19 protein-coding genes and 2 tRNA genes are annotated in these 25,104 nt (G+C 62.7%); 7 read left to right on the top strand and 14 right to left on the bottom strand.

Annotated features, from left to right (window positions below):
- Positions 1-22 precede the first annotated feature (22 nt).
- Positions 23-1,075 carry a bifunctional diaminohydroxyphosphoribosylaminopyrimidine deaminase/5-amino-6-(5-phosphoribosylamino)uracil reductase RibD gene (gene ribD / locus QWU44_RS10530; RefSeq protein ID WP_370915638.1) on the bottom strand — a complete coding sequence of 351 codons (1,053 nt, stop codon included), beginning with the start codon at positions 1,073-1,075 and terminating at the stop codon, positions 23-25.
- A gap of 165 nt (positions 1,076-1,240) precedes the next feature.
- Positions 1,241-1,316 (bottom strand) — tRNA-Lys (locus tag QWU44_RS10525).
- A gap of 410 nt (positions 1,317-1,726) precedes the next feature.
- On the opposite strand from QWU44_RS10525, the gene QWU44_RS10520 reads away from it, so the two are divergent.
- Positions 1,727-2,938, top strand: a complete 1,212-nt coding sequence (locus tag QWU44_RS10520) for an Ig-like domain-containing protein (RefSeq protein WP_370915637.1) — start codon at positions 1,727-1,729, stop codon at positions 2,936-2,938.
- Between the two features lie 70 nt (positions 2,939-3,008).
- On the opposite strand, the gene QWU44_RS10515 is transcribed toward QWU44_RS10520, so the two are convergent.
- On the bottom strand, positions 3,009-3,290 hold the full coding sequence (locus tag QWU44_RS10515) for a DUF3618 domain-containing protein (RefSeq protein ID WP_370915636.1): 282 nt from the start codon (positions 3,288-3,290) through the stop codon (positions 3,009-3,011).
- A gap of 171 nt (positions 3,291-3,461) precedes the next feature.
- Between QWU44_RS10515 and bcp the strand changes: the two genes are divergently transcribed.
- Complete coding sequence (gene bcp, locus QWU44_RS10510) at positions 3,462-3,962, top strand: thioredoxin-dependent thiol peroxidase (RefSeq protein ID WP_370915635.1); 501 nt, start codon at positions 3,462-3,464, stop codon at positions 3,960-3,962.
- Positions 3,963-3,973: 11 nt separating this feature from the next.
- Complete coding sequence (locus tag QWU44_RS10505) at positions 3,974-4,639, top strand: TetR family transcriptional regulator (RefSeq protein ID WP_370915634.1); 666 nt, start codon at positions 3,974-3,976, stop codon at positions 4,637-4,639.
- Between the two features lie 97 nt (positions 4,640-4,736).
- Here the strand turns inward: QWU44_RS10505 and QWU44_RS10500 are convergent, their stop codons facing one another.
- Positions 4,737-5,021, bottom strand: coding sequence for a hypothetical protein (locus QWU44_RS10500; protein ID WP_370915633.1), 285 nt, complete (start codon positions 5,019-5,021; stop codon positions 4,737-4,739).
- A gap of 2,537 nt (positions 5,022-7,558) precedes the next feature.
- Between QWU44_RS10500 and QWU44_RS10495 the strand changes: the two genes are divergently transcribed.
- Complete coding sequence (locus QWU44_RS10495) at positions 7,559-7,696, top strand: hypothetical protein (protein WP_370915632.1); 138 nt, start codon at positions 7,559-7,561, stop codon at positions 7,694-7,696.
- A gap of 85 nt (positions 7,697-7,781) precedes the next feature.
- Here the strand turns inward: QWU44_RS10495 and QWU44_RS10490 are convergent, their stop codons facing one another.
- The 3 genes from QWU44_RS10490 to QWU44_RS10480 form a co-directional block, all read right to left on the bottom strand.
- Positions 7,782-8,183, bottom strand: coding sequence for a holo-ACP synthase (locus QWU44_RS10490; protein WP_370915731.1), 402 nt, complete (start codon positions 8,181-8,183; stop codon positions 7,782-7,784).
- Between the two features lie 132 nt (positions 8,184-8,315).
- Positions 8,316-17,429, bottom strand: coding sequence for a fatty acid synthase subunit beta domain-containing protein (locus QWU44_RS10485; RefSeq protein WP_370915631.1), 9,114 nt, complete (start codon positions 17,427-17,429; stop codon positions 8,316-8,318).
- Positions 17,430-17,817: 388 nt separating this feature from the next.
- Positions 17,818-17,902: transfer RNA gene (locus QWU44_RS10480), tRNA-Leu, on the bottom strand.
- A 122-nt stretch (positions 17,903-18,024) separates the two neighbouring features.
- On the opposite strand from QWU44_RS10480, the gene QWU44_RS10475 reads away from it, so the two are divergent.
- Entirely contained in the window at positions 18,025-18,414 is a 390-nt protein-coding gene (locus tag QWU44_RS10475; protein WP_370915630.1) for a hypothetical protein, read from the top strand.
- Positions 18,415-18,449: 35 nt separating this feature from the next.
- Positions 18,450-18,788, top strand: a complete 339-nt coding sequence (locus QWU44_RS10470; RefSeq protein ID WP_370915629.1) for a DUF3817 domain-containing protein — start codon at positions 18,450-18,452, stop codon at positions 18,786-18,788.
- A 51-nt stretch (positions 18,789-18,839) separates the two neighbouring features.
- Here QWU44_RS10470 and QWU44_RS10465 read toward each other — a convergent pair whose 3' ends face one another.
- A complete protein-coding gene (locus QWU44_RS10465; RefSeq protein WP_370915628.1) occupies positions 18,840-19,547 on the bottom strand; it encodes a non-canonical purine NTP pyrophosphatase in 708 nt (235 codons plus the stop codon).
- A 6-nt stretch (positions 19,548-19,553) separates the two neighbouring features.
- A complete protein-coding gene (gene rph / locus QWU44_RS10460; RefSeq protein ID WP_370915627.1) occupies positions 19,554-20,297 on the bottom strand; it encodes a ribonuclease PH in 744 nt (247 codons plus the stop codon).
- Positions 20,298-20,649: 352 nt separating this feature from the next.
- Between rph and QWU44_RS10455 the strand changes: the two genes are divergently transcribed.
- Positions 20,650-21,699 carry a zinc-dependent alcohol dehydrogenase family protein gene (locus QWU44_RS10455; protein WP_370915626.1) on the top strand — a complete coding sequence of 350 codons (1,050 nt, stop codon included), beginning with the start codon at positions 20,650-20,652 and terminating at the stop codon, positions 21,697-21,699.
- A gap of 136 nt (positions 21,700-21,835) precedes the next feature.
- Here the strand turns inward: QWU44_RS10455 and QWU44_RS10450 are convergent, their stop codons facing one another.
- The 5 genes from QWU44_RS10450 to murI form a co-directional block, all read right to left on the bottom strand.
- Entirely contained in the window at positions 21,836-22,036 is a 201-nt protein-coding gene (locus QWU44_RS10450; RefSeq protein WP_370915625.1) for a hypothetical protein, read from the bottom strand.
- Entirely contained in the window at positions 22,024-22,791 is a 768-nt protein-coding gene (locus QWU44_RS10445) for a hypothetical protein (RefSeq protein ID WP_370915624.1), read from the bottom strand. The genes QWU44_RS10450 and QWU44_RS10445 overlap by 13 nt, the downstream gene beginning before the upstream one ends.
- Before the next feature lie 51 nt (positions 22,792-22,842).
- Complete coding sequence (locus tag QWU44_RS10440) at positions 22,843-23,022, bottom strand: hypothetical protein (protein WP_370915623.1); 180 nt, start codon at positions 23,020-23,022, stop codon at positions 22,843-22,845.
- Positions 23,023-23,423: 401 nt separating this feature from the next.
- Positions 23,424-24,191: an MBL fold metallo-hydrolase gene (locus QWU44_RS10435; protein WP_370915622.1), complete on the bottom strand. Its 768-nt coding sequence runs from the start codon at positions 24,189-24,191 to the stop codon at positions 23,424-23,426.
- Between the two features lie 72 nt (positions 24,192-24,263).
- Positions 24,264-25,082 carry a glutamate racemase gene (gene murI / locus QWU44_RS10430; RefSeq protein ID WP_370915730.1) on the bottom strand — a complete coding sequence of 273 codons (819 nt, stop codon included), beginning with the start codon at positions 25,080-25,082 and terminating at the stop codon, positions 24,264-24,266.
- Positions 25,083-25,104: the final 22 nt, after the last annotated feature.

The following is a 25,104-nucleotide window of genomic DNA, read 5'->3' as shown; positions in this document are numbered from 1 at the left end:
CGTAACCCCCGCAGTCTCTGGTTCAGTCGGATGCCCCTCGTAGCGCACGGATCAACACGTCATCCCCCAGGCGATCTACCCGGATGGTTCGGAAGCGGGTCATCTCTGCGATGGTATTTGCAGCGCCGGTGTCGACGGCCGCGGTTCCGGCACCGAGCACGGCCGGGGCGATGTAGGACTCGATTGCATCAACCAGGTCGGCCCGGAGGAACGCGCCGGCGAGTCGCGGACCGCCCTCGATGAGCACGTCCATGATTTCGCGTTCCGTGAGCGCGGCGACCACCTCCGTGAGATCCCTGGTGCGCAGGTGGAGGAAGCCTCCTGCGCCTGCCCGGATCGCGGCGTCCTGCGGTACATCGCTGCGCCCGACGACGACGCGGAGCGGCTGGTTTCCGAGCGGTGTGCCGTCGGCGCCACGAGCTGTCAGTCGGGGATCATCGGCGTGGACTGTGCCGGTGCCGACGATGATGGCATCACGTCGAGAGCGATCACCGTGCACCCGCCACCGGGACTCTGGGCCGGTGATCCACTGCGATGTCCCGTCTGTGGCGGCCGCGCGGCCGTCCACGGTCGCCGCCGTTTTCAGCGTGAAGTGGGGGCGTCCCGTGGCCTGCACATGCAGCCAGGGACGGAGCGCCGCATCCGCCGTAGCTTTGGCGAGAAGTCCACGGGTGACAGCCAGGCCCTGCGATGCCAGCCAGTCCGCACCACCCGCAGCAACGGGGTTCGGGTCGGTGACCGCGAAGGTCAGTGCTGCCACACCGGCTTGTACGAGGGCCCCTGTACATGGCGGTGTGCGTCCCTGATGGTGGCACGGTTCGAGGGTGACCACGGCATGCCCGCCTCTGATCTGTTCACCGGCGGCGGCGATCACCTGCGCCTCCGCATGGGGGCCACCAGCGGGCTCGGTGGCTGCAACTGCACGGGGCACTCCCGCGGTGTCGAGGATCACGCAGCCCACGGGCGGGTTGGGGCGGGTCGTACCACGAACCCGCTCGGCCGCGTCGCCGGCGATCTGCATCGCCAGCTCCACGGAGATGGGACGGTCCAGCAGCAGATCGGGAAAGAGTGGCATGATGAGACCGCCTTCCTGCGGTGATACCTCACCGCACAGTACGATGTCAGTGAGTATGACGCCTGATTCCCCTGGGCCACTGCGGGCCCGTCCCAACCCCGTTCGGGTAACCACAATCAGGGGAAAAGAAAACAGGCCGGAGAGCAAACTCCGGCCTGTTTAACGTGGTGCGCCATCAGGGACTCGAACCCCAAACCCGCTGATTAAGAGTCAGCTGCTCTGCCAATTGAGCTAATGGCGCTTGCTGCTGCGGTCTTTTCTTTCCCTGCAACGAATAAACACATTACAAGTGGTCCGAATGATTGTAAAATCAGCAGGTCATAAGCCATCTTGGGTTCCCTGCACCCATCGCACCGCCCTGAGACGCGGGCACGGAAGCCACCAGTTTTCAGGCGCTGCGGATCATGTCTCAAATGCCCTGAGACGCGGGCGTGGAAGCCACAACCGGACATCTGCGGAGAAGACGTTTCAAGGTCACAGCTCCAGAACAAACGTCCGAGAGATGCCTAATACGGTACGCCCCAGGAAGTAAGCTGGTTGTATCGCGATCTCGTCAACGCCAAGCTTCACCCGACGGCGTAACCCCAGCGACTTCCACGACACCTGATCGGGAAGCACGCCGTGCAGAAACGTAAACGACCATGGAGAACAATGACCTTCAGCATGCACCTACCTAACCTCGGCCGTCTGTCCAGCGTTCTGGCTGTGGTCGCGGCTGCGGGACTCCTCACTTCCTGCACGGTAGGATCCGGTTCCGATACTGCAGGGGATGGGGCGAACGGATCGGCAGGCACGTCGACACCTGCCCCTGAGCCCATGAAACCTGTGGTGAGCGTCCCAGACGATGCGACGGGCATCAATCCGAAGGAACCCGTCATCGTCAAAGCGATCGAGGGAACGCTGAAGAAGGTCGTGATGACCAACGAGGACGGCTACGAGGTCGAGTCCACGCTTTCCGGGGACGGGAAGACCTGGGAAACCGCAGAGGTTCTCGGCTACTACCGCACCTACACAATCACCGCTACCGGTTCGAACGGCGCAAAGCGGACCACCACATTCAGCACAGCCCAACCCGCACAAACATCCACCGTCGCACTGTCCCCAATCGAAGGCTCGACCGTGGGCATCGGACAGACGATCGCATTCCGCTTCGGCATGAACATTCCGGATCGACAGGCTGCCGAGGATGCCTTGGAAGTGACCACGGATCCGCCTGTCGAGGGCGCCTTCTACTGGCTCAACAACCGTGAGGTGCGCTGGCGCCCTGAAGAATTCTGGGTACCGGGCACCAACGTGACCGTCAAGGCCGACATTTACGGGAAAGAGCTCGGCGGTGGTATCTGGGGGGCGTCCGACAACGCCACAAGCTTCACAATCGGGGACTCCGTCATCGCCTACGCCGACGACAATACAAAACAGTTGCAGGTCACCAGAAACGGCGAGGTGCTCAGGAACATCCCGATCTCGATGGGATCACCCCGTTTCCCCACCCCGAACGGCACCTACATCATCGGCGACCAGTACCCGGACTTGGTCATGGACTCATCCACGTACGGAACACCGGTGGACGACCCCGACGGCTACCGAACGAACGTGAAGTACGCGACACAGATGAGTTATTCCGGCATCTACGTCCACGCCGCCCCGTGGTCCGTGTGGGCGCAGGGCAGCCAGAACGTATCCCACGGGTGCCTGAACGTCTCGACGGATAATGCGCAGTGGTTCCAGAACACCGTCAAGCGTGGCGACGTCGTCATCGTCAGAAACACGCAGGGGGGCCCGCTCTCCGGCTGGGACGGCCTGGGCGATTGGAATATCCCGTGGGAAACCTGGAAAGCAGGCAACGCAACGGAGAATCAGTGACCCGACAGAAAAAGGTGCCCACCCCTGGAAATGATCGGGGTGGACACCTTCCTGCGCCTGAAAAAGAACTCTAGGAGAGCCGCTCGGAGAGCATACGCTGCAGTTCCTTGAGGTCATTGCTCTTCCTGCGTGAACGGTAGACCCCAAAGCCGACGACGAGAACAACCGCACCGGCGACACCGGCGAGGACCTTCTGGACCTTCGGGTCATTCAGCTTGTCGGTGAAGGAACGCTTCGCATCATCCACGATATTCTCCGGACGGGTACGCTCCGCGAGCTGGTCCAGGGTGGAGGCGAACTGCCTACGGGTGCGGTCCAGTTCGCGCTGGATATCTTCGATGTCACGTGCCACGGATGAACTCCCGGTTTAAATTGTGGTGGTCAGACTTACTGATAACTCCAACGGTAGTTCATGGGAGGGGTGATGCGCACCTGCGACACCACCCGGATGCCGACACCACGACAAAAGGTGACAACAAAAGGGTTATTAACGTCTCCGGCGGGCCCAGGTAAGGTGTGGTTCATGTCTACACCCTCCCCTTCCGCCGCGAACACGCCAGCGGCTCCCCGACGGCTGGAACCCGGCGATACAGCACCGGAACTGACTCTTCCGGACCACACTGGCAAGACGGTTTCCCTGAAGGATTTCGTCGGCCAGCGGGTACTGGTCTACTTCTACCCGAAGGCGGGAACCCCTGGTTGTACCAAGGAAGCGTGTGATTTCCGGGATAATCTGTCTGATTTCTCCGACGCAGGGATCACGGTTCTTGGTGTCTCCCCCGATTCGGTCGAGGATCTCGCGGCCTTCCACGAGAAGGAGGGGCTGACGTTCACTCTCCTCTCCGATGAATCAAAGAACACCATGGCGGCATGGGGTACGTGGGGAGAAAAGAAGAACTACGGTCGCATCGTCCAGGGCGTCACCCGTTCAACGATCATCATCGACGCCGACGGCATGATCGAGTCGGCACAGTACAACGTTCGTGCCACGGGACACGTTGCCCGCGTTCTGCGGAACCTCTGACCTGCCGCCCGATGACGTCCAGAGCCTCCACTCCCCCGCAGGACCAGAACTCCACGGAGATCCTCGTTCCACGACGCCGCCCCGCACAGCAACGGTCCCGTGAACGATTCGAGCGTATTCTCTCGGCTGCGCGGAGCGTCCTCGTCGACGTCGGATTCGAGTCCTTCACCTTCGACGAAGTCGCCCGCCGCGCAGAGGTACCCATCGGTACGCTCTACCAGTTCTTCGCCAACAAGTACGTCCTCATCTGCGAACTGGACCGCCAGGACACGGCCGGAGTCGTCGCCGAGTTGGACACGTTCGCACACCAAGTCCCGGCACTCCAGTGGCCCGAGTTCCTCGACGAATTCATCGAACACGTGTCGAAACTCTGGCACGACGACCCCTCCCGCCGGGCAGTATGGCACGCCATCCAGTCAACCCCGGCAACCCGCGCCACAGCAGCCGCCACCGAATCCGAAGTCCTCGACATCATCGCCGAGGCCATGCGCCCACTGGCAAGCCACGCCAGTGAAGAACAACGCCGAGAACTCGCCGCGCTCCTCGTCCACACAGCCAGCTCCCTACTCAACTTCGCCGTCCGCGACCCCCGCATCGACGACAGCCGCTTCGACTACACAGTCAGAGAAATCAAGCGGATGCTAGTGGCCTACCTGTTCTCTGTGGCGCAGGGTTAAAAATCTCACACTTTGAGATTCTCAAAGTGTGAGAACAGATTAAAGTAAGAATCTAACCTAATTTAATAAAACTAGCTGCAGAGTTATTTCCCCACATTCACAGCATGCACAAAAACGCCGAGAGCGAAAGTATCGAAACTGAATTAGGGCCACCAATATCATAGCGCTTGCGAGCACGATTTATATCTACATGACAATCGCCCTTTTTAAGCAGATCATCACCATCAGTCCCCACCACCAAAACTCTAGTGTTTTTGTTTAAAGAAGATCCAATACTTCCACCTTTCGCTTTCACCACCTCCGTAAGATAATCAAGAGGATCATCTTCAGCAAAACCAAGAAAATAAAATTCGCCAGTTAAATTAGTTTTATCAAAAATCATAATCCACCCTCTTCCAATACCAATACTGATTGGACCATGTTTGTTAACGGTCGATATCCAAACTCGCCACACGACCCTTCCGATAATGAAGAATCACATGTCTAACAACTGCCACCATGGCTATTTTTCCACACCAACATCTATTGTACACAATTTATATCTACAAGTTTAGGTCTCACGTTACAGGAGTACCGCGGTCGCCGAAAGATCGTGTGGAACATGAAGGCAACGACGAAGTCCGCCGATGATCAGGATGACGGGTCTGCTGCGCGGGTAGGTCGCATCTGATCTGACTTGCTCGTGGGGTGGGACTGGGAAAGATGTTGCTGTGTCTAAGTCCTACCCGAGTGAGTTTCTGTGGCGATGTTGTGCACGTGGCGACGAACCACGAGCTGGGAGTGACAATCGAGCAGATCGCGAAAGACTTCGGTGTTGACCTGATGATGCTGTGGAGGTGGATGCGTCGTGCTGACATCGGCGAGGGGCGCTAAAGTTCCGACAGATTTTCCGAAGTGTCCTGGTTGCGCGAAGGGCGCAAGTGGATCCGGCTGCTCGAGTAGGGCAACGAGGTTGAGTGTCGGGCGGCGGGGTATCTATCTCTCACAGGTGAGTGAGCTGGCCGCTGCAGGGGTCCCTGTGGCGGTGGGAGTCTCGGGTGCCCAAGCTCTGCCGTCAGCCCTACCACCGGTGACTGTCCAAACCCCGTCACTCCAAGCGAGGCGGTGGAGGCGTAGTACACGAACGCGGTGTTCGACGCCCACCAGGACGACCCCCAAGTTCGGGCATCGACCCCGTGCTTGCCGACGAGTCCCGCGACAACGGTGAGACGATGTTGGATCGGACCACGTGGCCGATCACGTCCAGCAATGTCTGGTTCAGCGTGTTCGGGAAGCCTAGGCGGAGCACAAGGCCCACAGGCACTGCAGGCCAGTGCACGACGATTCTATGCTGTAGGCCGCGAGTATGATCCGGACCAGGCATGTCTTCGCCGCAGACACACCGAATGAGCTGTGGCTGACCGACATCACCGCACAACACCACCGAGGGCAAGCTCTACCTCTGCGCGATCAAGCGATGTCTACTCGGGTCGAGCCGTGGAGCACTCAAACGACCCGAGGATGAAGTCACATCTGGGCGTCCAGGTGCTCGGGAACGTTGTCATGATCTGTGATGACGTCGTCGGCCATGTCGTTTACAGCCTTAGAGATAGTCAGTTTTCTACATCTGTAAGTTCTGGTGTGTTCTCGCCCATCATCACATGGGCCAGGTCGGGCCGAGTGAGGATAATGCTGCTGTAAAATCGTTCTTCGCACTCCTGCAGAACAATGCCCCCCGACCGCCACACTTGGGCCACCTGCGGATCACGGGTGGTGACCTGGATCGAACGGGCCTAGCACCACCGACGCCGCCTGGGCCGTTTGTCGCTCATCGGGTTCGAGACAATCATAAACACGACAGTCGCACTGGCTACGTGACTACAACCTGTCACCTACCCGTACAGCAGCCCCATCTCAAATAAATAGTTTTTAACAAAACCCATATTTAACACTCCACAAATCCCACAAAAACCTGTCACACAATTTAAACACTTCACAGTATAAGTACTTCCACAATAGAAACAGGCAACTTACCGGAAAAGTTAGCCCGTCTCATAAATATTCAAAATGCTTCCCCGCTTAAGCGGGGAAAACTTCAACAAGCTCCATCCCCGCTTAAGCGGGGAAAACTTCAACAAGCTTAGGCCTCACTGGACCATCCCAAAAGAACTCAGGAGGTTACATCTCAAATTTACCATAGCCGATGTTGAACGCTAGTTGCTAGAACGTGTCTCCTATTGTGTGTAGACAGATCAGGATCGCATAGAAGGCGACGACAACGCGATAGGTGAACGCGAGTTAGTCATCGCGTGTGCCCAGGTCTCGCCGCTGCTTGGCCAGCCCGAAGGACCGTTCGATGACGTTTCGCCCTTTTGCAAAGGCCGGTGTCGAGTTTTGGGGACGGCCCCACCACGATCGGCAACGCATCATCGAACGGCGACCGGGTGCTCTTCTCCAGGGTGACGGACACGATGCCCTGACTAAGGAGCTGGCCGTAAAACCGTACCAGAAGAATACGCCTTATCCGCAACGACCACCTCAGAGCCGATGCGAGCCCGACCACACCCGTCAGTCGACCTCATTCTCATGCGTGGCCGATACCGAACCTACGGGTCACAGTCCGGAAAGCAACCGTTCGTGTGATCCGATCATAACCCTTTGTGCGCTATTCGGGGTGGGGTTGTATTTGTGCCATGCCGATATTCACGGCAAATCGTGGCATCAACCGAGACAGTCCATTCGATCACCCGGCAGTATTCGCGTCAGCCAGAATGGCCGACAGAATCCGGTCACACCTGCCTTCCCAAGCGTAGCGGGTGTGGCGTTTCAACACATTTTACCACAGGCCGAACACCTCCTGCAGTGCGTCTCGACCACGGAGTCCCTGCGCAGTAGCGATAAATGATTCCCTCGACCACCCTGAGGTTGGCTGGCAAATAGATGCCCTTTGACTCCCCGCATTCAAGGATCAGCAAAGGACTCGATCCGATCTCATTGTTCGTCGACGTACTGGCGAAACCTCAACTTCGACTGTCCTATACGGACATCGCCTCGCAAGTCACCACCCAGCTAAGGTAGGCAGCCCTAGATAGACAGCACACTTTTACGACCCACTCAATTTTGTCGATGAACTGAATACACAGCGAAAATCGCTCGTAAATCATTATCCAACCCAACACACTGCCGTGGCGTAATCCCCGTCGTGGCTGATGGACAGGCTCACCCGTACATCACCCAAGCTGAGGTTCACAGTCCGGGCCACCTCACCGTGGAGCGCGAGCGTAACCCTTCCCCACCTGTCGGGTCGGACCTCGATCTCCTGCCAGTTCACTTTCTCGGGGTGGATGACGGGCGACTGTCCGTAGAGCGCGGTGGACCAGGCTTTGATGAATGCTTCTTTGGCGGCCCAGCGCCCGGCGAGGTGTTCGGCGCGCAGGTGGGCGGGTTTGCGGCCTGCGATACGCTTCTCCGTGGTGGTGAAGACGTCTGCGAAGGTGCTGCCCGGGGTGCCCAGTTGTTCGGCGAAGCCGGGGATGTGAACGAGGTCGATGCCGGTGGCAGGGATGAGGGGCGCGGGCATGGGGCCAGTCTACTTTCGGAGGTCCGCACCGCAGGATGATAGAACACACAGCCGCCGCCCCACCTGTGTGAACGGGTGGGGCGGCGGCTGTCTTTTTTGGTCAGGCGCGCGACACCGTTAAATCTCGGTCCCGGTGCGCAGGACGCCGTCGACGAGTCGGGCATCATCGTCCAGTAGGACGCTCGCCTCGCGTTCCTTGGCCGCTGCGCCGGTGGCTCCGAGGTTGCGGTCGGTGGGGCGGGTGAACAGGGCGGGGCCGCCGTAGATTCCGCTTAGGATGCGGCGCAGGCCGGCTTCTTCGCGGGCGGTGGCCCGTGCGGTCCAGGATGCGACGGCATCGTCACCTTGTGCGGTGCGCAGCGCCTCGACGAAGGCGCCCGGGTGGACGATGGCGACCAGTGCGGAGACGTGGCCGAATCCGAGGGAGGTGACCAGTCCGGCCTTCGGGGGTCGTGCAGCCAGGTTCAGGGGGCTGCGCAGCCACACGAGGTGATTGTGCTTCGCCAGGACCGGGTCAACGCAGTCGAGGGCCCGGTTGGCGGGCAGGACACCGCTGCGGAGGACCTGGGTGAGCCCGATCATCTGGAAGGCCGCGGCTCCGCCCTTGGCGTGGCCGGTGAGCGACTTCTGGGAGATGACGTAGAGGGGATTTCCGTCGGCGCGGCCGATGGATGCGGCGATCCGCTCGTGCAGGTCGGACTCGTTGGGGTCGTTCGCGGTGGTGGAGGTGTCGTGCTTGGAGATGACGGCGATCTCGTCGGCGGTGACCCCGACCGATTCGAGGGCCTTGGCCAGTCGGGAGTTGATGCCTCCGCGGGCCGCGGACAGGGCGCCGAGGCCCGGCGCCGGGATGGAGGTGTGCGCACCGTCTGCGAAGGATTCGGCGAAGGCGATCACACCGTGCACGGGGAGGCCGAGTTCGGCGGCAACACTCGCTCGGGCGAGCAGCAGCGTTCCGCCGCCCGCGGAGGAGACGAATCCGCCGCGGCGTCGGTCGTTGGCGCGGGAGAAGTACTTCTCCTCGATCCCCTTTCCGGCCATCTCGGCGGAGTCGGCGGTGGCCGCCATGTCGCCGAAGCCGGTGATGCCCTCGACGGAGAGATCGTCGAAGCCACCGGCGACGACGACGTCGGCCTTGCCGAGCTTGATCTTGTCCACGCCTTCTTCGACGGACACTGCGGCGGTGGCGCAGGCGGCGACTGGGTGGATCATCTGGCCGTAGCCGCCGACGTAGCTCTGCATGACGTGCGCGGCGATGACGTTGGGCAGAGCCTCTTGGAGGATGTCGTTGGCGCGGGGCTCGGCGAGCAGGCGGTCGATGTAGAGGGAGCGCATGGATTCGACGCCGCCCATGCCGGTGCCCTGGGTTGAGGACACGCGGGCGGGGTGCACGGCGCGCATGAGTTCGGCCGGGGTGAATCCGGAGGACAGGAACGCGTCGACGGTGCAGACGATGTTCCAGAGTGCGACGCGGTCGAGGTTGTCGGCCATGTCGGCGGGGATGCCCCACACAGTCGGGTCGAAGCCTTCGGGGATCTGGCCGCCGACGAAGCGGGTCATGGCCATGCGGCGCGGGACGCGGACGGCGGACCCGGCGTGGCGGGTGACGTTCCATTCGCCGCTCTCCTCGTCGAGCCAGGCGCTGGTGTTGTCCGGTTCGGAGTCGACGAAGCTGCGGGCGGCGTCGGCGTCGGAGACGCTGAAGGTCATGTCCTGGTCGAGGTAGACGGTGGTCAGCTCGGGGGCGAGGTTGTCCACCATGTCGAAGTCGTCGTGGTAGCGGCGCACACCGACGCGTGCCAGGACCTCGTCGTGAAAGCGGTCGTAGATGTCCTCTTCGGCGATTTCGGTGCCCTCGGCGTCGTACCAGCCGGGGGTGGGGTCGGCGTCCCAGGTGATCAGGCCCATGGACCAGGCGAGTTCGATGACGCCTGCGGCGGTGAGGTCGCCGCTGACCTCGGCGTCGAAACGCGTGCGCGCGGAGCCGTAGGGGCCGAGCTCGCCGGTGCCGACGATGACGACCATGTCGTCGAGGTCGGCGGTGACCTGCCCGGTGAAGTCCGGGGTAGTTTGCCGCACGCGGCGGTACGGGGTGGGCAGTGCAATGAGTTCGCGCGTGTCGACGTCCGTCTTCTCAGCGTCGGCTGCGGCGGCGTCGCGGGCGGCGGTGCGTCCGAGTTCGGCCAGATCCAGGTCTGCTTCACCGAGTCCGCCGGTGAAGTCGACGGTGACGGGTGACTTGGCGGCGGTGGTGCGCACGTCGGTGGTGATCTGGGTGAGCAGTTCGGTGGCGATCTCCTCGGTGGAGTAGGTGCGCACACCGGCTGCTTCAACGGCCTCGACGAGGGGGTCGTTGCCGCCCATCAGTCCGGTGCCTCGGACCCAGCCGATCAGGGCGTGAACGAGGGAGGTACGTTCGCCCCACACGGGTTCGGCGTTCCAGCGGGTGACCAAGGCGTCGAGTGCTGCCTTGGATTCGCCGTAGGCGCCGTCGCCACCGAAGCGGCCCCGGTTCGGGGAACCCGGGAGGACGATGTGCATGCGGCGGCCGACCTGGATGTCGGTGCCGATGGCGGACAGTCCGGAGATGAGCCTTTCGACGGACCAGAGAAGCAGGCGCATCTCGTTCTCGGCGCGGGGGCCCGCGTCGTCGAGGCTGCCCATGACGCGGGGTGCGGCGAAGGGGAACAGCAGCGTCGGAACGAGTGCCTTCTTGGTGACCTTCTTCTCGCCGTTGACGGTGGCGGTCTGCTCGGAACCGATCCACTCGATCACGGATTCGAGGTCGGCGTAGGAAGTGAGGTTCGCGGGCACGATCCACAGGGCGGCACCGCCACGGGCATTGTCGCGGTAGAGGCGCTTGTAGAACTCGAGGCGGTCATGGTTGAGCGAGGACGTGGTGGCGACGACTGTCGCTCCACCGGCGAGCAGCTTGGCGATGATCGCGGCGGCGATGGAGTTCGGTGATCCACCGGTGACCACGGCAACATCATCGGTGTACTCGCCGGGGCGGGTGTCGCGTGCCTGGTCCGCGAGGCGGCGCAGCGTGGCGGCGGTCGCCTCGTCGGCCCTGGTGGCGAGGTGCGTGGCGAGGTCGGCGACGGCGCTGCCGGTCCCTGTGACATCGAGTTTTTCGGCGTCAAGCTCCCCGGCGGCGACGCGGATGATGTCCTCGCGGGCGGAGGCCCACCGGTCATCAATGAGCACGGTGCGCTCAGCCTCGAAGGTCTCCGAGACGAGACGCGGCCAGTCTGAGCCGAGTTCCTTGCTGACGAGCTCGAAGAAGCTCTGGTCCGCTTCGGCGGCGGAGAGGTTCGCGGTGCGCGGGGTGTGGTTGAGCCCGAGCTGCGCGAGGATGGTGCGGGCGGTCGCGGCGAGGACGCCGGCCTTGCCGGTGACCTGCTCCGCGAACTCGCCGAGCGCGGCGGAGTCGACGACCCCACCACCGGCGCCACCGGCGGTCGGCAGACCCACGGAGATGCCGTGGGCGGCGGCGACCTGCTGGATGGCGGCGTCGATAAGGGCGTCGAGTTCACCGGCGTTCGACGGGGCTGCGGGACTCAGGGTTGCCAGCTCACCACCGCGCAGGGAGGCTCCCTCGCGGGAGCCGGTGACCACGGCGGCGGTGACGTGGTCGGCCCAGCCCTGGCCGAGCTGCCAGGTTCCGGTGACGCGCCCCGCGACATAGCCGGGGCGTTTACCGGTGGGTCCGGTGATGCGGCGCAGGGCATCGGTGATCGCGTCGGACAGCACGGGGCCGAAGGCGGTGTAGCCCTTGGCCATGCGGGAGACGGTGTTCTTCAGGTCGGCGATCTCCGCGTCGGCGGCGCCGTCGATGGCGCCGAGCCCGAACTCGACGCCGAGATCGAGCAGGAGCTGGTTGCGGCGGGAGGATACGCCGTCGACGAGGGTTTCGATGGAGTCGGTGACGCCCATCTGCTCGGGACGAACCTTCGTCCACAGGGCGATGAGTAGTGCGGTGGCGTCCTCTGGGCCGTAGGCGAGGTCGTCGGGGCGGGGGCCACCTGCCGGGGCGACGGGTGCGGCCGGTTCCACGGCGGCGGGCACCGCTGCGGACTCGGGTGCATCCGGTCCTGCGGTGGCACCATTGTCCGGAGTTTCTTCGTCGGCAACCTCGCGGACGATCTCGTCGGTAGCGAACACGACACTGCGGTCGCGCTCGATGTTGAGCACCTCGATGTCACAGTGGGCGTACTGCGGGAGGCGCAGTGACTGGCCCATCATGTTCGCGATGGTCGGGGCAGAACCCACACCGACCTCGACGAAGCGCTCCACGCCGAGTCCACCGTGATCGGTGTCGCGCAGGACGAGGTCCTGGGTCTCGATCCACCGGACCGGGGAGGCGAACTGCCAGGCGAGCAGCTCGACGAGGATGGTGCGGGCGAGTTTCTGCTCGTTCGCGGCCGCAGCATCGAAGTCGGTGAGGATCTCGGTCAGAAGCGGCGAGTCGACGACCTCGGTCATAGATTCGACGAAGTCACGGGTCAGCTCGAACGGGCGTGCCACCAGGTTCGGGATGTAGCGGCCGACGAGTACATCGAGATCCAGTTCCTGCGGCAGCAGGGAGTTGAGGTGATCGCGGAAGTCACCGACTCCATCGCGCAGGACGGAGGAGTGGAAGGGCACGTCGATGCCGGGGATGAGGATGAACGCGCGCTGGCCGGGGGCCGCCTGCTCCGCAGCGGCGCCGAGGGCCTTCAGGCCGGTGACGGTGCCTGCGACGGCGTACTGCAGGCCCGCGAGGTTGTAGTTGACGATCTCGAGGAACTCGCCCGATTCCTCGGCGATGCGGGCAACGAACTCGCCGACGTTGTCGGCGGTGAGCCCCATCTTGTTGGGACGCAGTGCCGCGAGCGCGTAGTTGGAGTTACCGTTCTCGTCGCGGTCGACGAGACGGTGCATGGTGAGTCCACGCCGGTAGACGATCTCGACAACGGATTCCAGGGTCAGCGCCCGGGCGTAGGCGGCGAGCGCGTTGTATTCACCGACGGAGTGCCCGGCGAAGAAGGCCCGCTGGTTCAGGGCGTTGGCCTCCCGCATCTCGGCGACCTGGGCGACGCCGAGGGTGGCCATGGCGACCTGGGTGAACTGGGTGAGGAAGAGAACACCGTCCGGGTGGTGGAAGCGTTCCCCGTCGACGACGACCTCGGTGGGGTTGTTGCGCACGATCTCCAGGACGGAGAAACCCAACCTGGTGCGGGTGTGGGCATCCGCGCGGTCCCAGACCGCCTTCGCCGCGGCGGAGGACAGGTAGGCATCCATCCCCATGCCCTGGGACTGGATGCCCTGGCCGGGGAATGCGTAGAAGGTCTTCGGGGCGGCCATGACGGCGGTGGCCACGAGGACGGGGTTTCCGCCAACGGTGGCGGTGACGCTGCGGACCTCGCCGCAGCCCGGTCGGTTGTCGATGCCGGTGCGTTCGACGGTGAACTCGATCGTGGAGCCGGGCAGGACCGGGGCGAGCATCGTGGCGGTGTACTCGACGACGCGGCCCGGCGCGGTGGTGGTGGTGTCGTCGGAGAAACCGGCGGCGGCGATGAGTTCGCCGATGGCGGAGGTCCACATGCCGTGCACGATGACGCCGGGCAGGCCGGCGAGTCCCGCAGCGGTCGGCGAGACGTGAATGGGGTTGCGGTCGCCGGAGACGACGGCGAAGGGCCGGAGGTCCTTCGGGGCGGCGACGGTGGCGATCGCGCGGAAGGAGCGCGGGGTGTCGACAACGCTGGGCAGAACCGAGGTGTTGGTGTTCGCGGTTGCCTTGCCGTTGCGGCCGCGGATGGCGAAGCGCTCGGACAGGGTGCCGAGGGGTTCGCCGTCGGCGGTGATCCGGGCGCGGACGACGACGACGCGCCCGATATCGGTGTCGGTGACCTCGTCGGCGGTGGCGGTGACGTCGAGCTGGACGGTCTTGTCCGCGGTGGGAGCGGGTAGTTCGCGGTCGAGTTTGAGGTGGTGCTCGAGATGTACCAGGGACAGCATGCCCTCGACGACGGAGGCTGAGTCGGTACCTGGGATGACGGCGGAACGCACGGCGGCGAACACGGCGGGCCAGGCGCGGCCGACGAGGACGTCGGGGGCGGTGCCTGCCGGGGTGAGGGTGTCAGGCAGGTAGCCGGTGGTCACGCCCTGGTAGTCGGCCATGTGGCCGAGGTCGAGGGTGGTGGACCAGTTCGCGGTGTGTCCATCGAGTTCGGCGAGGGTGCCACCGGCTGCAACGCGGGTGAGTTCACCCATCGCCTCCTCGGCGTCGGCCTGGGTGACCTGCGGAACGGAGCCAGGGACCGCGTCGGCGGGCAGGGTGAAGCGGATGGTGAGGTCCGTGGTGGTGCCAGCGGCGGTGGACCCCGCGAGCGGGACGGTGAGCACCGCGTGGGTGTCGTCCTGCTCGGTGAGGGTGGACCCGGTCGCGGTATGCGTGGCGGAGCGGCCGTCGGCCGCGAGTTCCCAGGCGTCCGGGGCGCCGAGTCGGGCGATGAGGGACGCGGCGTGGCGACCGGCCCAGTAGGTGCCCGAGGCGGCGAGAACACGCGGCACGGGGGCGGTGTCTACGGTGGCGGGGGCCTCGGTTGCGGTGTCCCCGACGCGTTCGATGGTGGCGGCGTTGAAGCGTGCGAGCAGGTCTGCGACGGGCTCGTTCATGCGGGTGATGCCCGCGACAGCCGCCGGACCGGGGATGATGCACACCTGGTCGGCGTCGTAACGCTCATCCTGTGCCTGCCACAGGGAGTCGGAACGCCACCAACGGCGCACGTTCTCATCGATGACGGGCACGAAGTTGACGGGTTTACCCGGGGTGCGGCACAGCCCGAGGAACCAGACGACGTCCGCCGGGTGCAGCAGCTCGGTCACGGCGTCGGGGTAGGCCTCGACGAGCTTCTCGACGGCGCGTTGCGGTGCGTCGTTCTCGTCGAGTTCAACGATGGGCGTGAAGGTGCCATGATCGGTGTCGGTGAGGCGCGCCTCGGCGCGGCCGAGCATCTGCTCGAAGCGGGTGAACCAGGTGATGTCGGTCCACCGCTCCTGGTACGGGCCGGACAGCTCAAGATAGCGCTGCAGCCAGGTGCGGTAGGTCATGCCGGTGAGGTCACCGAAGTAGGGCTTGCAGGTGCGTCCGATGGCGTCGATGATCTCATCACGGCGGGCGGCAACCGCCTCGGCGTCACCGGCGACCTCGTCAAGGAGTCGCCCCGCCTTCGCAGCGGAGTTATCAATCTCGTGGATGTCCGCGCCGAGCTGACTGCGGCCGGAGGCCATCCCGCCTGCGGCATGCCCGGCACCGACCCAGTCGTCGATACCCGCGGTGTCGACGAGAAGCTGCTTGACGGACTCGGAGGTCTTCGCCTCTTTCGTCGCCATCGCGGCGGTACCGACGAGAATGCCGTCGACAGGCATGGCGGGCAGGCCGTGCACAGTGGCCCAGTCGCCCGTGATGTAGTCGGCCGCGCGCTCCGGCGTACCGATGCCACCGCCGACGCAGAGCACCACGTTCGGGTGGCGGCGGATGTCGCCGTAAGTGGCGATCAGCAGATCGTCGAGGTCCTCCCAGGAATGGTGCCCCCCGGCCTTACCGCCCTCCACCTGGATGATGACGGGGACATCCGGGACGGCAGCCGCGACGTCGAGGCACTTGCGGATGTGCTTGACCGCGCCGGGCTTGAAGCACACCCAGGGGATGTTCGCCTCGCGCAGTTCGTGGACGAGCTCGACGGCCTCGTCATGGTCGGGCATACCCGCCGTGATGACGACGCCATTGATGGGGGCGCCATTGGCCCGGGCACGCTGCACCAGGCGCTTGCCACCGATCTGCATCTTCCACAGGTACGGATCGAGGAACATGGAGTTGAACTGGGCGTTGACACCCGGTTCAAGTAGGTCGGTGAGCTTCGCGATGTTCGCTTCAAGGATCGCCGGCGTGACCTGCCCACCGCCGGCCATCTCCGCCCAGTTCCCGGCGTTCGCCGCCGCCGCGACGATCTCGGGGTCCACGGTCGTGGGAGTCATACCGGCGAGCAGCATGGGCGAGTAGCCGGTGAGCTCGGTGAAACGGGTGACCAGGATGTCCCTGCCGTCCGCGTCACGGGCGACGCGCGGGGCGAACTCACTGAAGTCCGCCGGGGGTTCCATCGGCAGACCCGGATCGAACAGTCGCGACTGTCCCGACTCATCATGGACGGCTAGAACACCGACACCACGGCCAGTGACTATCTGCCGGGTGAGCCCGGCGACACCTCCATCGGGCCCGACCTCGAAGATCCAGCGGGCTCCTGCATCAGCCGCATCGGTGACCTCGGCAACCCAGTCGACGGGGTTGACCATGACATCGGCGGCGACCTCACGGGCAAGACCGGTGTCGATGCCGCAGGCGGAGGCCCATTCGACGACCTGCTCCACGCCCGACACGAAAGCCGGGTGGTGGAACCCTGTCTGCACCTTCAGATCCGTGAAGATGGGCGCGAACGGCTTGCCGCCACGTTCCTTGTTCTCGATCGCCTTCGCGTCGCGGGCGGCGTACTTCTGCAGCAGTTCCTGCACCGCAGTGACGTCTGCCGGCCTACCGACGACCACGAAGGCGTCAACACCGTTGCGGAGGCCGATGACCGGGCGGAGTTGTTCATCGACGTCGCCACAGGTCGCGGCGATCGCCTTGGTGAGCTGCTCCCGGGTGACACCCTGAATCAGCAGCATCGGATAGGCGTTCCCCTGCTGAATGAGCCCGGTCATCCGACCTGTCCGGGTCATGGCGGCGCCGATGAGCTCGGCGACGGCGAGGAGCTCCGCCGCGCGCGAAACATCCTTCAGCAGATGGACACCGAGCACGCCCTGGGAATGTCCGATGACCGCCGTGGCGCGCTCGATGTCGAGCCCCTGAGATTCGAGGGCATCCAAGACCGCGAGCTGCGCGGTGAAGATCCCCGGCACACTAACAGCGGCCTGCGCTGTGTCAAAGGTCGGAGCCTCCTCGGTGTTCGCCCACGTAACCGGGGCGAAACCGTGGGGCCTAGTGCCGACAAGCGCGTCGGACACCGGTGCCAATAATTCCCCGGCTTGTTCCACGATCATGGCGATATTAGAGCCAGCACCGGTAGCGAGTGCCGCCCGCAGCGTGCTCAACCAATCAAACCCCTGACCGGAGAAACTCAGTGCGTAGCTCTGCCGCCCCAGGTTGTCGATGAGACGGTCGGTACCGAAGGTGTGCTGGTGCTCAGTCACGTAGAAACTCTCCTGTTTTTGCATGTTAGTGGGCGGCCCGGGAGCCGCTAGTTTTGCCCAGGCAAATGTGCCACAAAATCATGAGGAAAGCGTCATCTTTTGCAATCATGTCGACAGTGGTGCCACGTCAGCCCCGCGATGATCCCGCCGAAACCATAGTTGAGCGGGAGAAACCGTTTTTCCCACCATAGTCAGACCACACACCCCCAAAAGGGGGCATAAAATGCTACATGGGACCTGTGGGCAACGCACCACCCGACTCAACCAAGCAGAACCCGACCCCTCTCCCACGGTGACACAAACACCGGATGAGCACATCCCCACACATCATCTACACCAGATAAAACGAAAACCCCTCCCGAAGAGAAACACCGGAAGGGGTTTTACGTGGTGCGCCCGGGGAGACTTGAACTCCCACGTCATAAGACACTGGAACCTAAATCCAGCGCGTCTGCCAATTCCGCCACGGGCGCGTACGTGCAGTATTCACACGTCTTTCGTCATCCTACAAGCAACAGGCGAACCTTCCGAATCCGATCCCGACGGGTACCGGTGTCCAGATCGCCGTGAGGTATCGTCAACAGATGTGAACGACATGGATAAGCCCAGAAAACCGGTGCGCCCGCGCGTCCGTGTCTTCCGGCTCCTACTCCTCGCCATCGCCGTACTGTCGACCCTGTTCCTCGCCTGGTGGCAGTGGACCCGGTTCCAGTCCGGTTCAGGTTCATTCCAGAACCTCGGATATGCCCTCCAATGGCCCACATTCGGAATCTTCTTCATCTACGCCTACCGAAAGATCGGCCAGTACGAACGCGAAGTCGAGGAAACGGGTCAAGCCCCCGCGGAGCGGGAGAAGGCCGAACGCAAGGCCCGCGGGGAAATCACGGAGATCGACGAGAGTTTCCTCCCACCCCGGCCTTCAATCGACATCGAGACGTTCAACACTCTCAACACCCCCCGGCGCCGCCGCGACACCTCCGAGTGAAAGAGACCTCTACCGTGACTTCCCCGTCCTCCAGTATGAACCGCCCGAACAGTCGGCAAGAGCGGGTCCGGACCGCCCTCCGGATCTTCGTGGTCGCAGCCTGGGTGACCGGCATCTGGCTGCTGATCCTCACCGGTCGGATGATCCTCGACTACATCTTCCACGTCGAGATGCCGAGCTGGGCGACCCTCATCGGCCAGCTACACGGCCTGTTCTACATGTGCTACCTCATGGCGACGATGAACCTCGGCATCAAGGCACGGTGGGCGCCGCTACGCTGGCTGACCACCGCACTCGCCGGAACCGTCCCCTTCTTCTCCTTCTGGATGGAGCACAAGCGGCGCCTAGAGGTAAACGCCGCCTTCAACCTCTAGGTTCAGCCACTTTCCCGCGTCAGTTACCCCCAGGGAGTGTCCCCCATTCCCCTATTCCTGGTCGCCGGTATCAACCGCGATAACACGTCCCTCATCATCACCTACCGCCGTACCGTCGGCTTCCGCCCTGCGGGCGAGCTCCGCGAGTGCGGGGACAAGCGCGGCGAGGGCCTTGCCCCTGTGCGACAAAGCATCCTTCTCATCGGGTTCCAACTCCGCAGAGGAACGCGGGCGCTCCTCGGTTCCCGCCACGCGCTCATCCTCCTCCTGCGGGATGAACAGTGGGTCATACCCGAAACCGTTCTCCCCAACCGGGGTCCGGACGAGCCGACCCGACCAGGTTCCCTTCTCCACCCATTCCTCACCGTCGGGAGTGACCAGAGCGCACACTGACACGAATGCTGCACGCCGTCGCTTCAGTGGAACATCCGCCATCTGCGCGAGCAACAGCTCATTGTTCGCCTCGTCATCTCCGTGCCTGCCACACCACCGGGCGGACAGTACACCGGGCATCCCACCAAGCTCCTCGACCGTGAGGCCGGAATCATCCGCAAGAGTGGTGATGCCCGTAGCCGCCGCGCCAGCCCGGGCCTTGATGAGAGCATTGTCGGCGAAGGTCCGCCCATCTTCAACTGGCTCCGGATATCCAAGCAGATCCTCGGATGAGACCAGTTCGACCCCCTGAATACCTGCGGTGTCCAGGACGCGACGGAGTTCCTTCAACTTCTTGGGGTTGTGTGAAGCCACGTGGAGGAGCACCGGCGCTCAGCCCTTCAGGGGTTCTGCGAGCGCGGCCTTCTGCGCGACAATGAGCTGACGGCAGCCCACCTCCGCGGAGTCCAACATCGCATTCAACTGGTCACGGGAAAAGGTACCGGCCTCGCCAGTCCCCTGTACCTCGACGAAATTACCCGATTCCGTCATGACGACGTTCAGGTCGACCTCCGCACGGGAGTCCTCTTCATAGGGGAGATCGAGGCAGACCCGCCCGTCGATGATACCGACGGAAACCGCGGCGACCGGGGGAAGCAACGGATCCCCGCTCAGGACACCACGCTCACGCAATGCCGCAACGGCGTCGGCCAGTGCGACGTATGCACCGGTGATCGCTGCCGTTCGGGTGCCACCATCTGCCTGGAGCACGTCACAATCCAGTGCAATGGTGTTCTCCCCGAGCTGGGAGAGGTCGATGGCGGCACGCAGTGAACGTCCGACGAGCCGAGAAATCTCATGGGTCCGCCCCTTCACCTTGCCCCGCATCGATTCCCTCGGCATCCGGTCATGGGTTGCCGCCGGGAGCATCGAATACTCGGCGGTCAGCCAACCTTCTCCGGAACCGACCTTGAACCGCGGGATCCGCTCCTCAACGGACGCCGTGCACATGACCCGGGTGTTGCCGAACTCAACCAAAACACTACCTGCGGGATTGGTGGTGAAACCTCGGGTTATGGACACGGGGCGCATCTCGTCGAGTGAACGACCATCTGCGCGGATAAAAGTAGTAGTCATGTCCGCCAGGATACCCGGCGGCACCCCCGACACTGCGCCATCACACGGGTGTGATCCACACAGAACCGGGGCAGTAGACACCCTGGATTCCGAAGAATGGCACCCAGGAGAGGCGCAGAACGATCAACTCCGACACTCCTCAGACGATTGTGAATCGTTTCGGCGACACCTACAGACAAAAATTAGACCACCCCCGAGATGCCCGCGTATTCAAAAATGTTGATCTAGCTGGCCTTTAAAGCAAACATAAAATTATCCCCTGATGCGGGGTGGGAAATTGCGCTAACCTCGGCCCATAAGTTCACCAGAACTTCACATAAGTGAAAACCAATCCCAATAAGGAGAGTTCATCATGAAGGCCCTCGTCTACCACGGTCCCGGTCAGAAATCCTGGGAAGAGGTTCCGGACCCCACAATCCAGGACCCAACTGATGTCATCTGCAAGATTGACGCAACCACCATCTGCGGCACTGATCTCCACATCCTCAAGGGAGATGTTCCCGCAGTCACCGACGGCCGCATCCTCGGACACGAAGCGGTCGGCACCATCACCGAAGTCGGCTCCGCCGTGACCGATCTCAAGGTTGGAGACCGAGTCATCATTCCCGCCATCACCTCCTGCGGCAAGTGCACCTTCTGCAAGGTCGGCAATCACTCACACTGCCAGTCCGTCGGAGGAATCGGTTGGATCCTCGGCCACCTCATCGACGGAACCCAGGCCGAGTACTGCCGGGTCCCCTTCGCTGAAACATCCCTCTACCGAGTACCCCAAGGCCTGTCCGACGAGCAGGTCCTCTTCCTCACAGACGCACTCCCCACTGGTTTCGAGGTCGGTGTTCTCAACGGCAACACCAAACCCGGCGACACCATCGCTGTCGTCGGTGCCGGACCTGTCGGCCTCTCTGCCGTCATGACCGCAAGCCTGGCCGGCGCCGGCCGCGTCATCATCGTCGACATGGACGAAAACCGGATGGACACCGCGATCGAATTTGGCGCGACAGACAAGATCAACGCCGGAGATCCCGACGCGGTCGAGCAGATCAAGGCGCTCTCCCATGACGGGCTCGGCGTCGATGTCGCCATTGAGGCCGTCGGAATCCCACCGACATTCGAAACCTGCCTGAAAATCGTCCGCCCCCACGGCAGTGTCGCCAACGTCGGCGTTCACGGAAAATCTGTCGAACTCCCACTCCAGGATCTGTGGATCTCCAGTATCAACATCTCCATGGGCCTCATCGACGGCTACTCCATCGACCGCCTTCTGCGCATGGTCGCTTCAGGAAAGCTACCGGCAGAGAAGATGGCCACCCACCGCTTCAAGATGGATGACTTCATCGAGGCCTATGACCTCTTCGCAAATGCCGCCGAACACAAGGCTGTGAAGCTCGTGATCACGCCCTAAGCCCCGTCCATCGACCCACTCCACAAAGCAGAGCACCCACGGAAACGACGCCCCGAAGGCAGTCCGGAGAATGCACCCCACTCACCAACCGGACCCCGGGGCGTCGCGCACGCCATCCCCAACCAGCGTAACAATCTCAGCGTCGACGCCGCAGAACCCCCACCGCAGCCGCAACAAGCACCAGAGCACCAATGACGAGAGACGCAACCCACACCGATGCAGACCTCAACCACGAATCACCCGAGGCGGAGGCCGTCTGTTGGATCTGCGACTTCGCATTCTCTGCATCCGATGCCGACCGGCTCTCCGCAACCACAGCACTTCCTACGGAATCCACACTGTCGCGCCCCTTCCACTGACGCTCAGCATGATGATTCCCACCATGTCCGTGATCGTGCCCATGTCCGCCGTGATCGTGCCCGCTGTGGTCATGTCCGCTGTGGTCATGTCCGCTGTGGTCGTGACCATGACCATGCCCGTGATCACCATGTCCGTGGTCACCATGTCCGTGATCGTGTCCACTGTGGTCGTGAGCATGACCATGCCCGTGGTCACCATGCCCGTGGTCATGTCCACTGTGGTCGTGAGCATGACCATGCCCGTGATCACCATGCCCGTGGTCACCATGTCCGTGATCGTGCCCATGTCCGCCGTGATCGTGCCCACTGTGGTCATGTCCGCTGTGGTCATGTCCGCTGTGGTCATGTCCGCTGTGGTCATGTCCGCTGTGGTCGTGACCATGACCATGCCCGTGGTCACCATGCCCGTGATCGTGTCCACTGTGGTCGTGACCATGACCATGCCCGTGGTCACCATGCCCGCCGTGATCATGTCCACTGTGGTCATGTCCGCTGTGGTCGTGACCATGACCATGCCCGTGGTCACCATGTCCGTGATCATGCCCGTGGTCACCATGCCCGTGATCGTGTCCACTGTGGTCGTGACCATGACCATGCCCGTGGTCACCATGCCCGCCGTGATCGTGTCCACTGTGGTCGTGACCATGACCATGCCCGTGGTCACCATGCCCGCCGTGATCATGTCCACTGTTGTCATGTCCGCTGTGGTCGTGACCATGACCATGGCTGCCATGACCATCGGTTTTGCCGGGTTTCTCCGTACTGGACCCACCGCCGGACCCACTCAACCCTTCAGAGGAACCGATTCCCCCGAAGAACGGGAAGTCCGGTGTTTTTCCACCGGCTCCTTGCTCAGGTGTGCTTGGCCCGGCAGGATCAGTGACTCCTGGGCGCTCGCCGTCATCCGTCCCATGATGGCTGTGGTCATGCCCATCATGACCATGACCACCGTGACCATGATCATGCCTATGGTCTTCTTCGCCAGAATCCCCAGCTTCAGCAGACACTTTTTCCGGGTTATTGGATCGGGATTCCGCGTTCGCGTTATTTGGAGTGCTCTCGATATTTTGTTCGGGTACAGGCTCCTCGGCGTGGGCAGTGGCGGGCACCATCACGGCTAGCGGCAATGCGGATGCGAAGGCAATCGCCAGCACCCGGTTCCTCATGTGCATGTCCAACTCCAGCGTTAATAGACAACGATTCCCAACAAACCTAGCTCGGCAGTTGCCTAATGAACACTTTTTTCACCAAGGGGGGTATGTAAAACCACCCCAGACGCAAAAGAAACCCTGCTCGGCAGGGATTATTCACACTCGGAGAAGGCTTCACATGGGTAGTACACACCTTTCAAACGGATGCATTTAGCTACACATCCATCTGCATACCCGCATGCCCGATGAGAATCTCACCGTCAAACTCGGAGCGAGCCGCCTCCAGAGTGACGCTCTCATCAACCCACGGTGGGATATGCACGAGGACGAGGGTATGCACTCCCGCAAGGCGCGCCGCCTTTCCCGCTTCTTGTCCGGATATGTGCATGTCTTCAGGCTTTCCGACGGGTTCCGCACCCCACGTCGCCTCACAGAGGAATACATCGGCATCACGGGCGAGTTCAACAAGGTTGTCACACCACGCAGTGTCACCGGAGTAGGCGAGAACACGTCCGGTCGAAGGTTCTTCAACACGCAGCCCGTATGCCTCGATGGGGTGCACAACCGAGTATGGCGTCACCATGTAGTCGGTGAGAGCCACGGTTTCACCGTGCCTCCACGGCACGAACATGAAGGAATCAGACATATCATCCACCTCCCCCTCGACATCGGAGGACAGTCTTCCGAGCCGCGTCGGTAGGTCACCGGGACCACAGCAGAGATTCCGTTCCGGGGCAGCGGATGCCGGATGGTAACGGCGCCACACCATGAGCGAGGGGAAATCGAGGCAATGGTCCGCATGCAGGTGGGAAAACACGATGTGCGCATTCGTCGGATTCTGAACCCGTTGCAGGGCAGCAAGGGTTCCGGGGCCCAGGTCCATGATTACCGATGGCCCGTGGACCCCGTGGAGAAGGTACCCGGAAGCGGGCCCCTTGGGGGCTCCCAGACTGCCGGTGCACCCGAGGATGGTCAACTTCATAGGAATCACTGTGCCACGCCTGGAGCCCTCATGGGTATCTCTTGGACTGAAAACTCCCGTGTCCGGGCCGAATTACAATCTGTCCAAATGGCTGACCTGGGTCACATCCGGCCCGAGGAATCGACCGGCTAACTGTGTGAACAGCCGTGGATCACCAGTGGACTCGAAGGTACGCTCCGGCGTCTCAGATTCGGCCAGAAGATCCATCTCACTCAATGTCCGAAGAACATCCTTCGCTGTTTCCTCCGCTGAGGACACCAGAGTGACGTGTTCCCCCATAGCCAACTGTATGACCCCGCTGAGCAACGGATAGTGGGTGCAACCGAGGACCAGTGTGTCAACCCCCGCGGCCTGAAGCGGTTCGACGTAGGCCTGTGCCACCCCGAGAATCTGTCTACCCGAGGTGATTCCCCGTTCCACAAAGTCCACAAAACTGGGACATGCCGTGGCATGACACTTCACCGACGGCGCCGCCGCGAAGAGTTCCTGGTAGGCGCCCGAGCTGATAGTGCCGGAGGTTCCGATGACCCCAATCCGTCCGTTTCGGGTTGTCGCCACGGCACGGCGTACAGCAGGAAGAATGACACCGATGACTGGAATTTCGTAACGCTCGCGGGCATCCCGAAGGAAGGCTGAAGTCGCGGTGTTACAGGCGATGACGATCATCTTGCAGCCCCGGCGTACCAGTTCATCCGCGACGGCCATCGAATGTTCCCGAACCCGCCGGATCGGCAGTGGCCCATACGGGCCGTTTCCGGTGTCCCCGATGTATATCATCGACTCCCTGGGAAGTTGATCGACTATCGTCCGGGCAACGGTCAGCCCGCCGACCCCCGAATCGAAGATACCGATCGGGGATTCAGCCGTCGGCGGCGTCGCGGCGCGGACTATCTCATCTGCTGGGGATTCGGGG

Origin of the sequence: Corynebacterium sp. CCM 9203 (assembly GCF_041357675.1) — a bacterium.
In the GTDB taxonomy this organism is placed as follows: domain Bacteria; phylum Actinomycetota; class Actinomycetes; order Mycobacteriales; family Mycobacteriaceae; genus Corynebacterium.
The sequence above is the reverse complement of the archived record's forward strand: the minus strand, read 5'-3'. Positions and strand labels throughout refer to the sequence as shown.

What these genes read in the sequence shown, in the direction of transcription:
- ribD (WP_370915638.1), bottom strand. Translation starts at nt 1,075, where the DNA reads ATGCCACTCTTTCCCGATCTGCTGCTGGACCGTCCCATCTCCGTGGAG.
- rph (WP_370915627.1), bottom strand. Translation starts at nt 20,297, where the DNA reads ATGACTACTACTTTTATCCGCGCAGATGGTCGTTCACTCGACGAGATG.
- QWU44_RS10470 (WP_370915629.1), top strand. Translation starts at nt 18,450, where the DNA reads ATGAACCGCCCGAACAGTCGGCAAGAGCGGGTCCGGACCGCCCTCCGG.
- QWU44_RS10445 (WP_370915624.1), bottom strand. Translation starts at nt 22,791, where the DNA reads ATGGCAGCCATGGTCATGGTCACGACCACAGCGGACATGACAACAGTG.
- QWU44_RS10520 (WP_370915637.1), top strand. Translation starts at nt 1,727, where the DNA reads ATGACCTTCAGCATGCACCTACCTAACCTCGGCCGTCTGTCCAGCGTT.
- QWU44_RS10435 (WP_370915622.1), bottom strand. Translation starts at nt 24,191, where the DNA reads ATGAAGTTGACCATCCTCGGGTGCACCGGCAGTCTGGGAGCCCCCAAG.
- QWU44_RS10500 (WP_370915633.1), bottom strand. Translation starts at nt 5,021, where the DNA reads ATGATTTTTGATAAAACTAATTTAACTGGCGAATTTTATTTTCTTGGT.
- QWU44_RS10475 (WP_370915630.1), top strand. Translation starts at nt 18,025, where the DNA reads ATGGATAAGCCCAGAAAACCGGTGCGCCCGCGCGTCCGTGTCTTCCGG.
- QWU44_RS10440 (WP_370915623.1), bottom strand. Translation starts at nt 23,022, where the DNA reads ATGATCATGGTCACGGTGGTCATGGTCATGATGGGCATGACCACAGCC.
- QWU44_RS10505 (WP_370915634.1), top strand. Translation starts at nt 3,974, where the DNA reads ATGACGTCCAGAGCCTCCACTCCCCCGCAGGACCAGAACTCCACGGAG.
- QWU44_RS10455 (WP_370915626.1), top strand. Translation starts at nt 20,650, where the DNA reads ATGAAGGCCCTCGTCTACCACGGTCCCGGTCAGAAATCCTGGGAAGAG.
- bcp (WP_370915635.1), top strand. Translation starts at nt 3,462, where the DNA reads ATGTCTACACCCTCCCCTTCCGCCGCGAACACGCCAGCGGCTCCCCGA.
- QWU44_RS10495 (WP_370915632.1), top strand. Translation starts at nt 7,559, where the DNA reads ATGCCCTTTGACTCCCCGCATTCAAGGATCAGCAAAGGACTCGATCCG.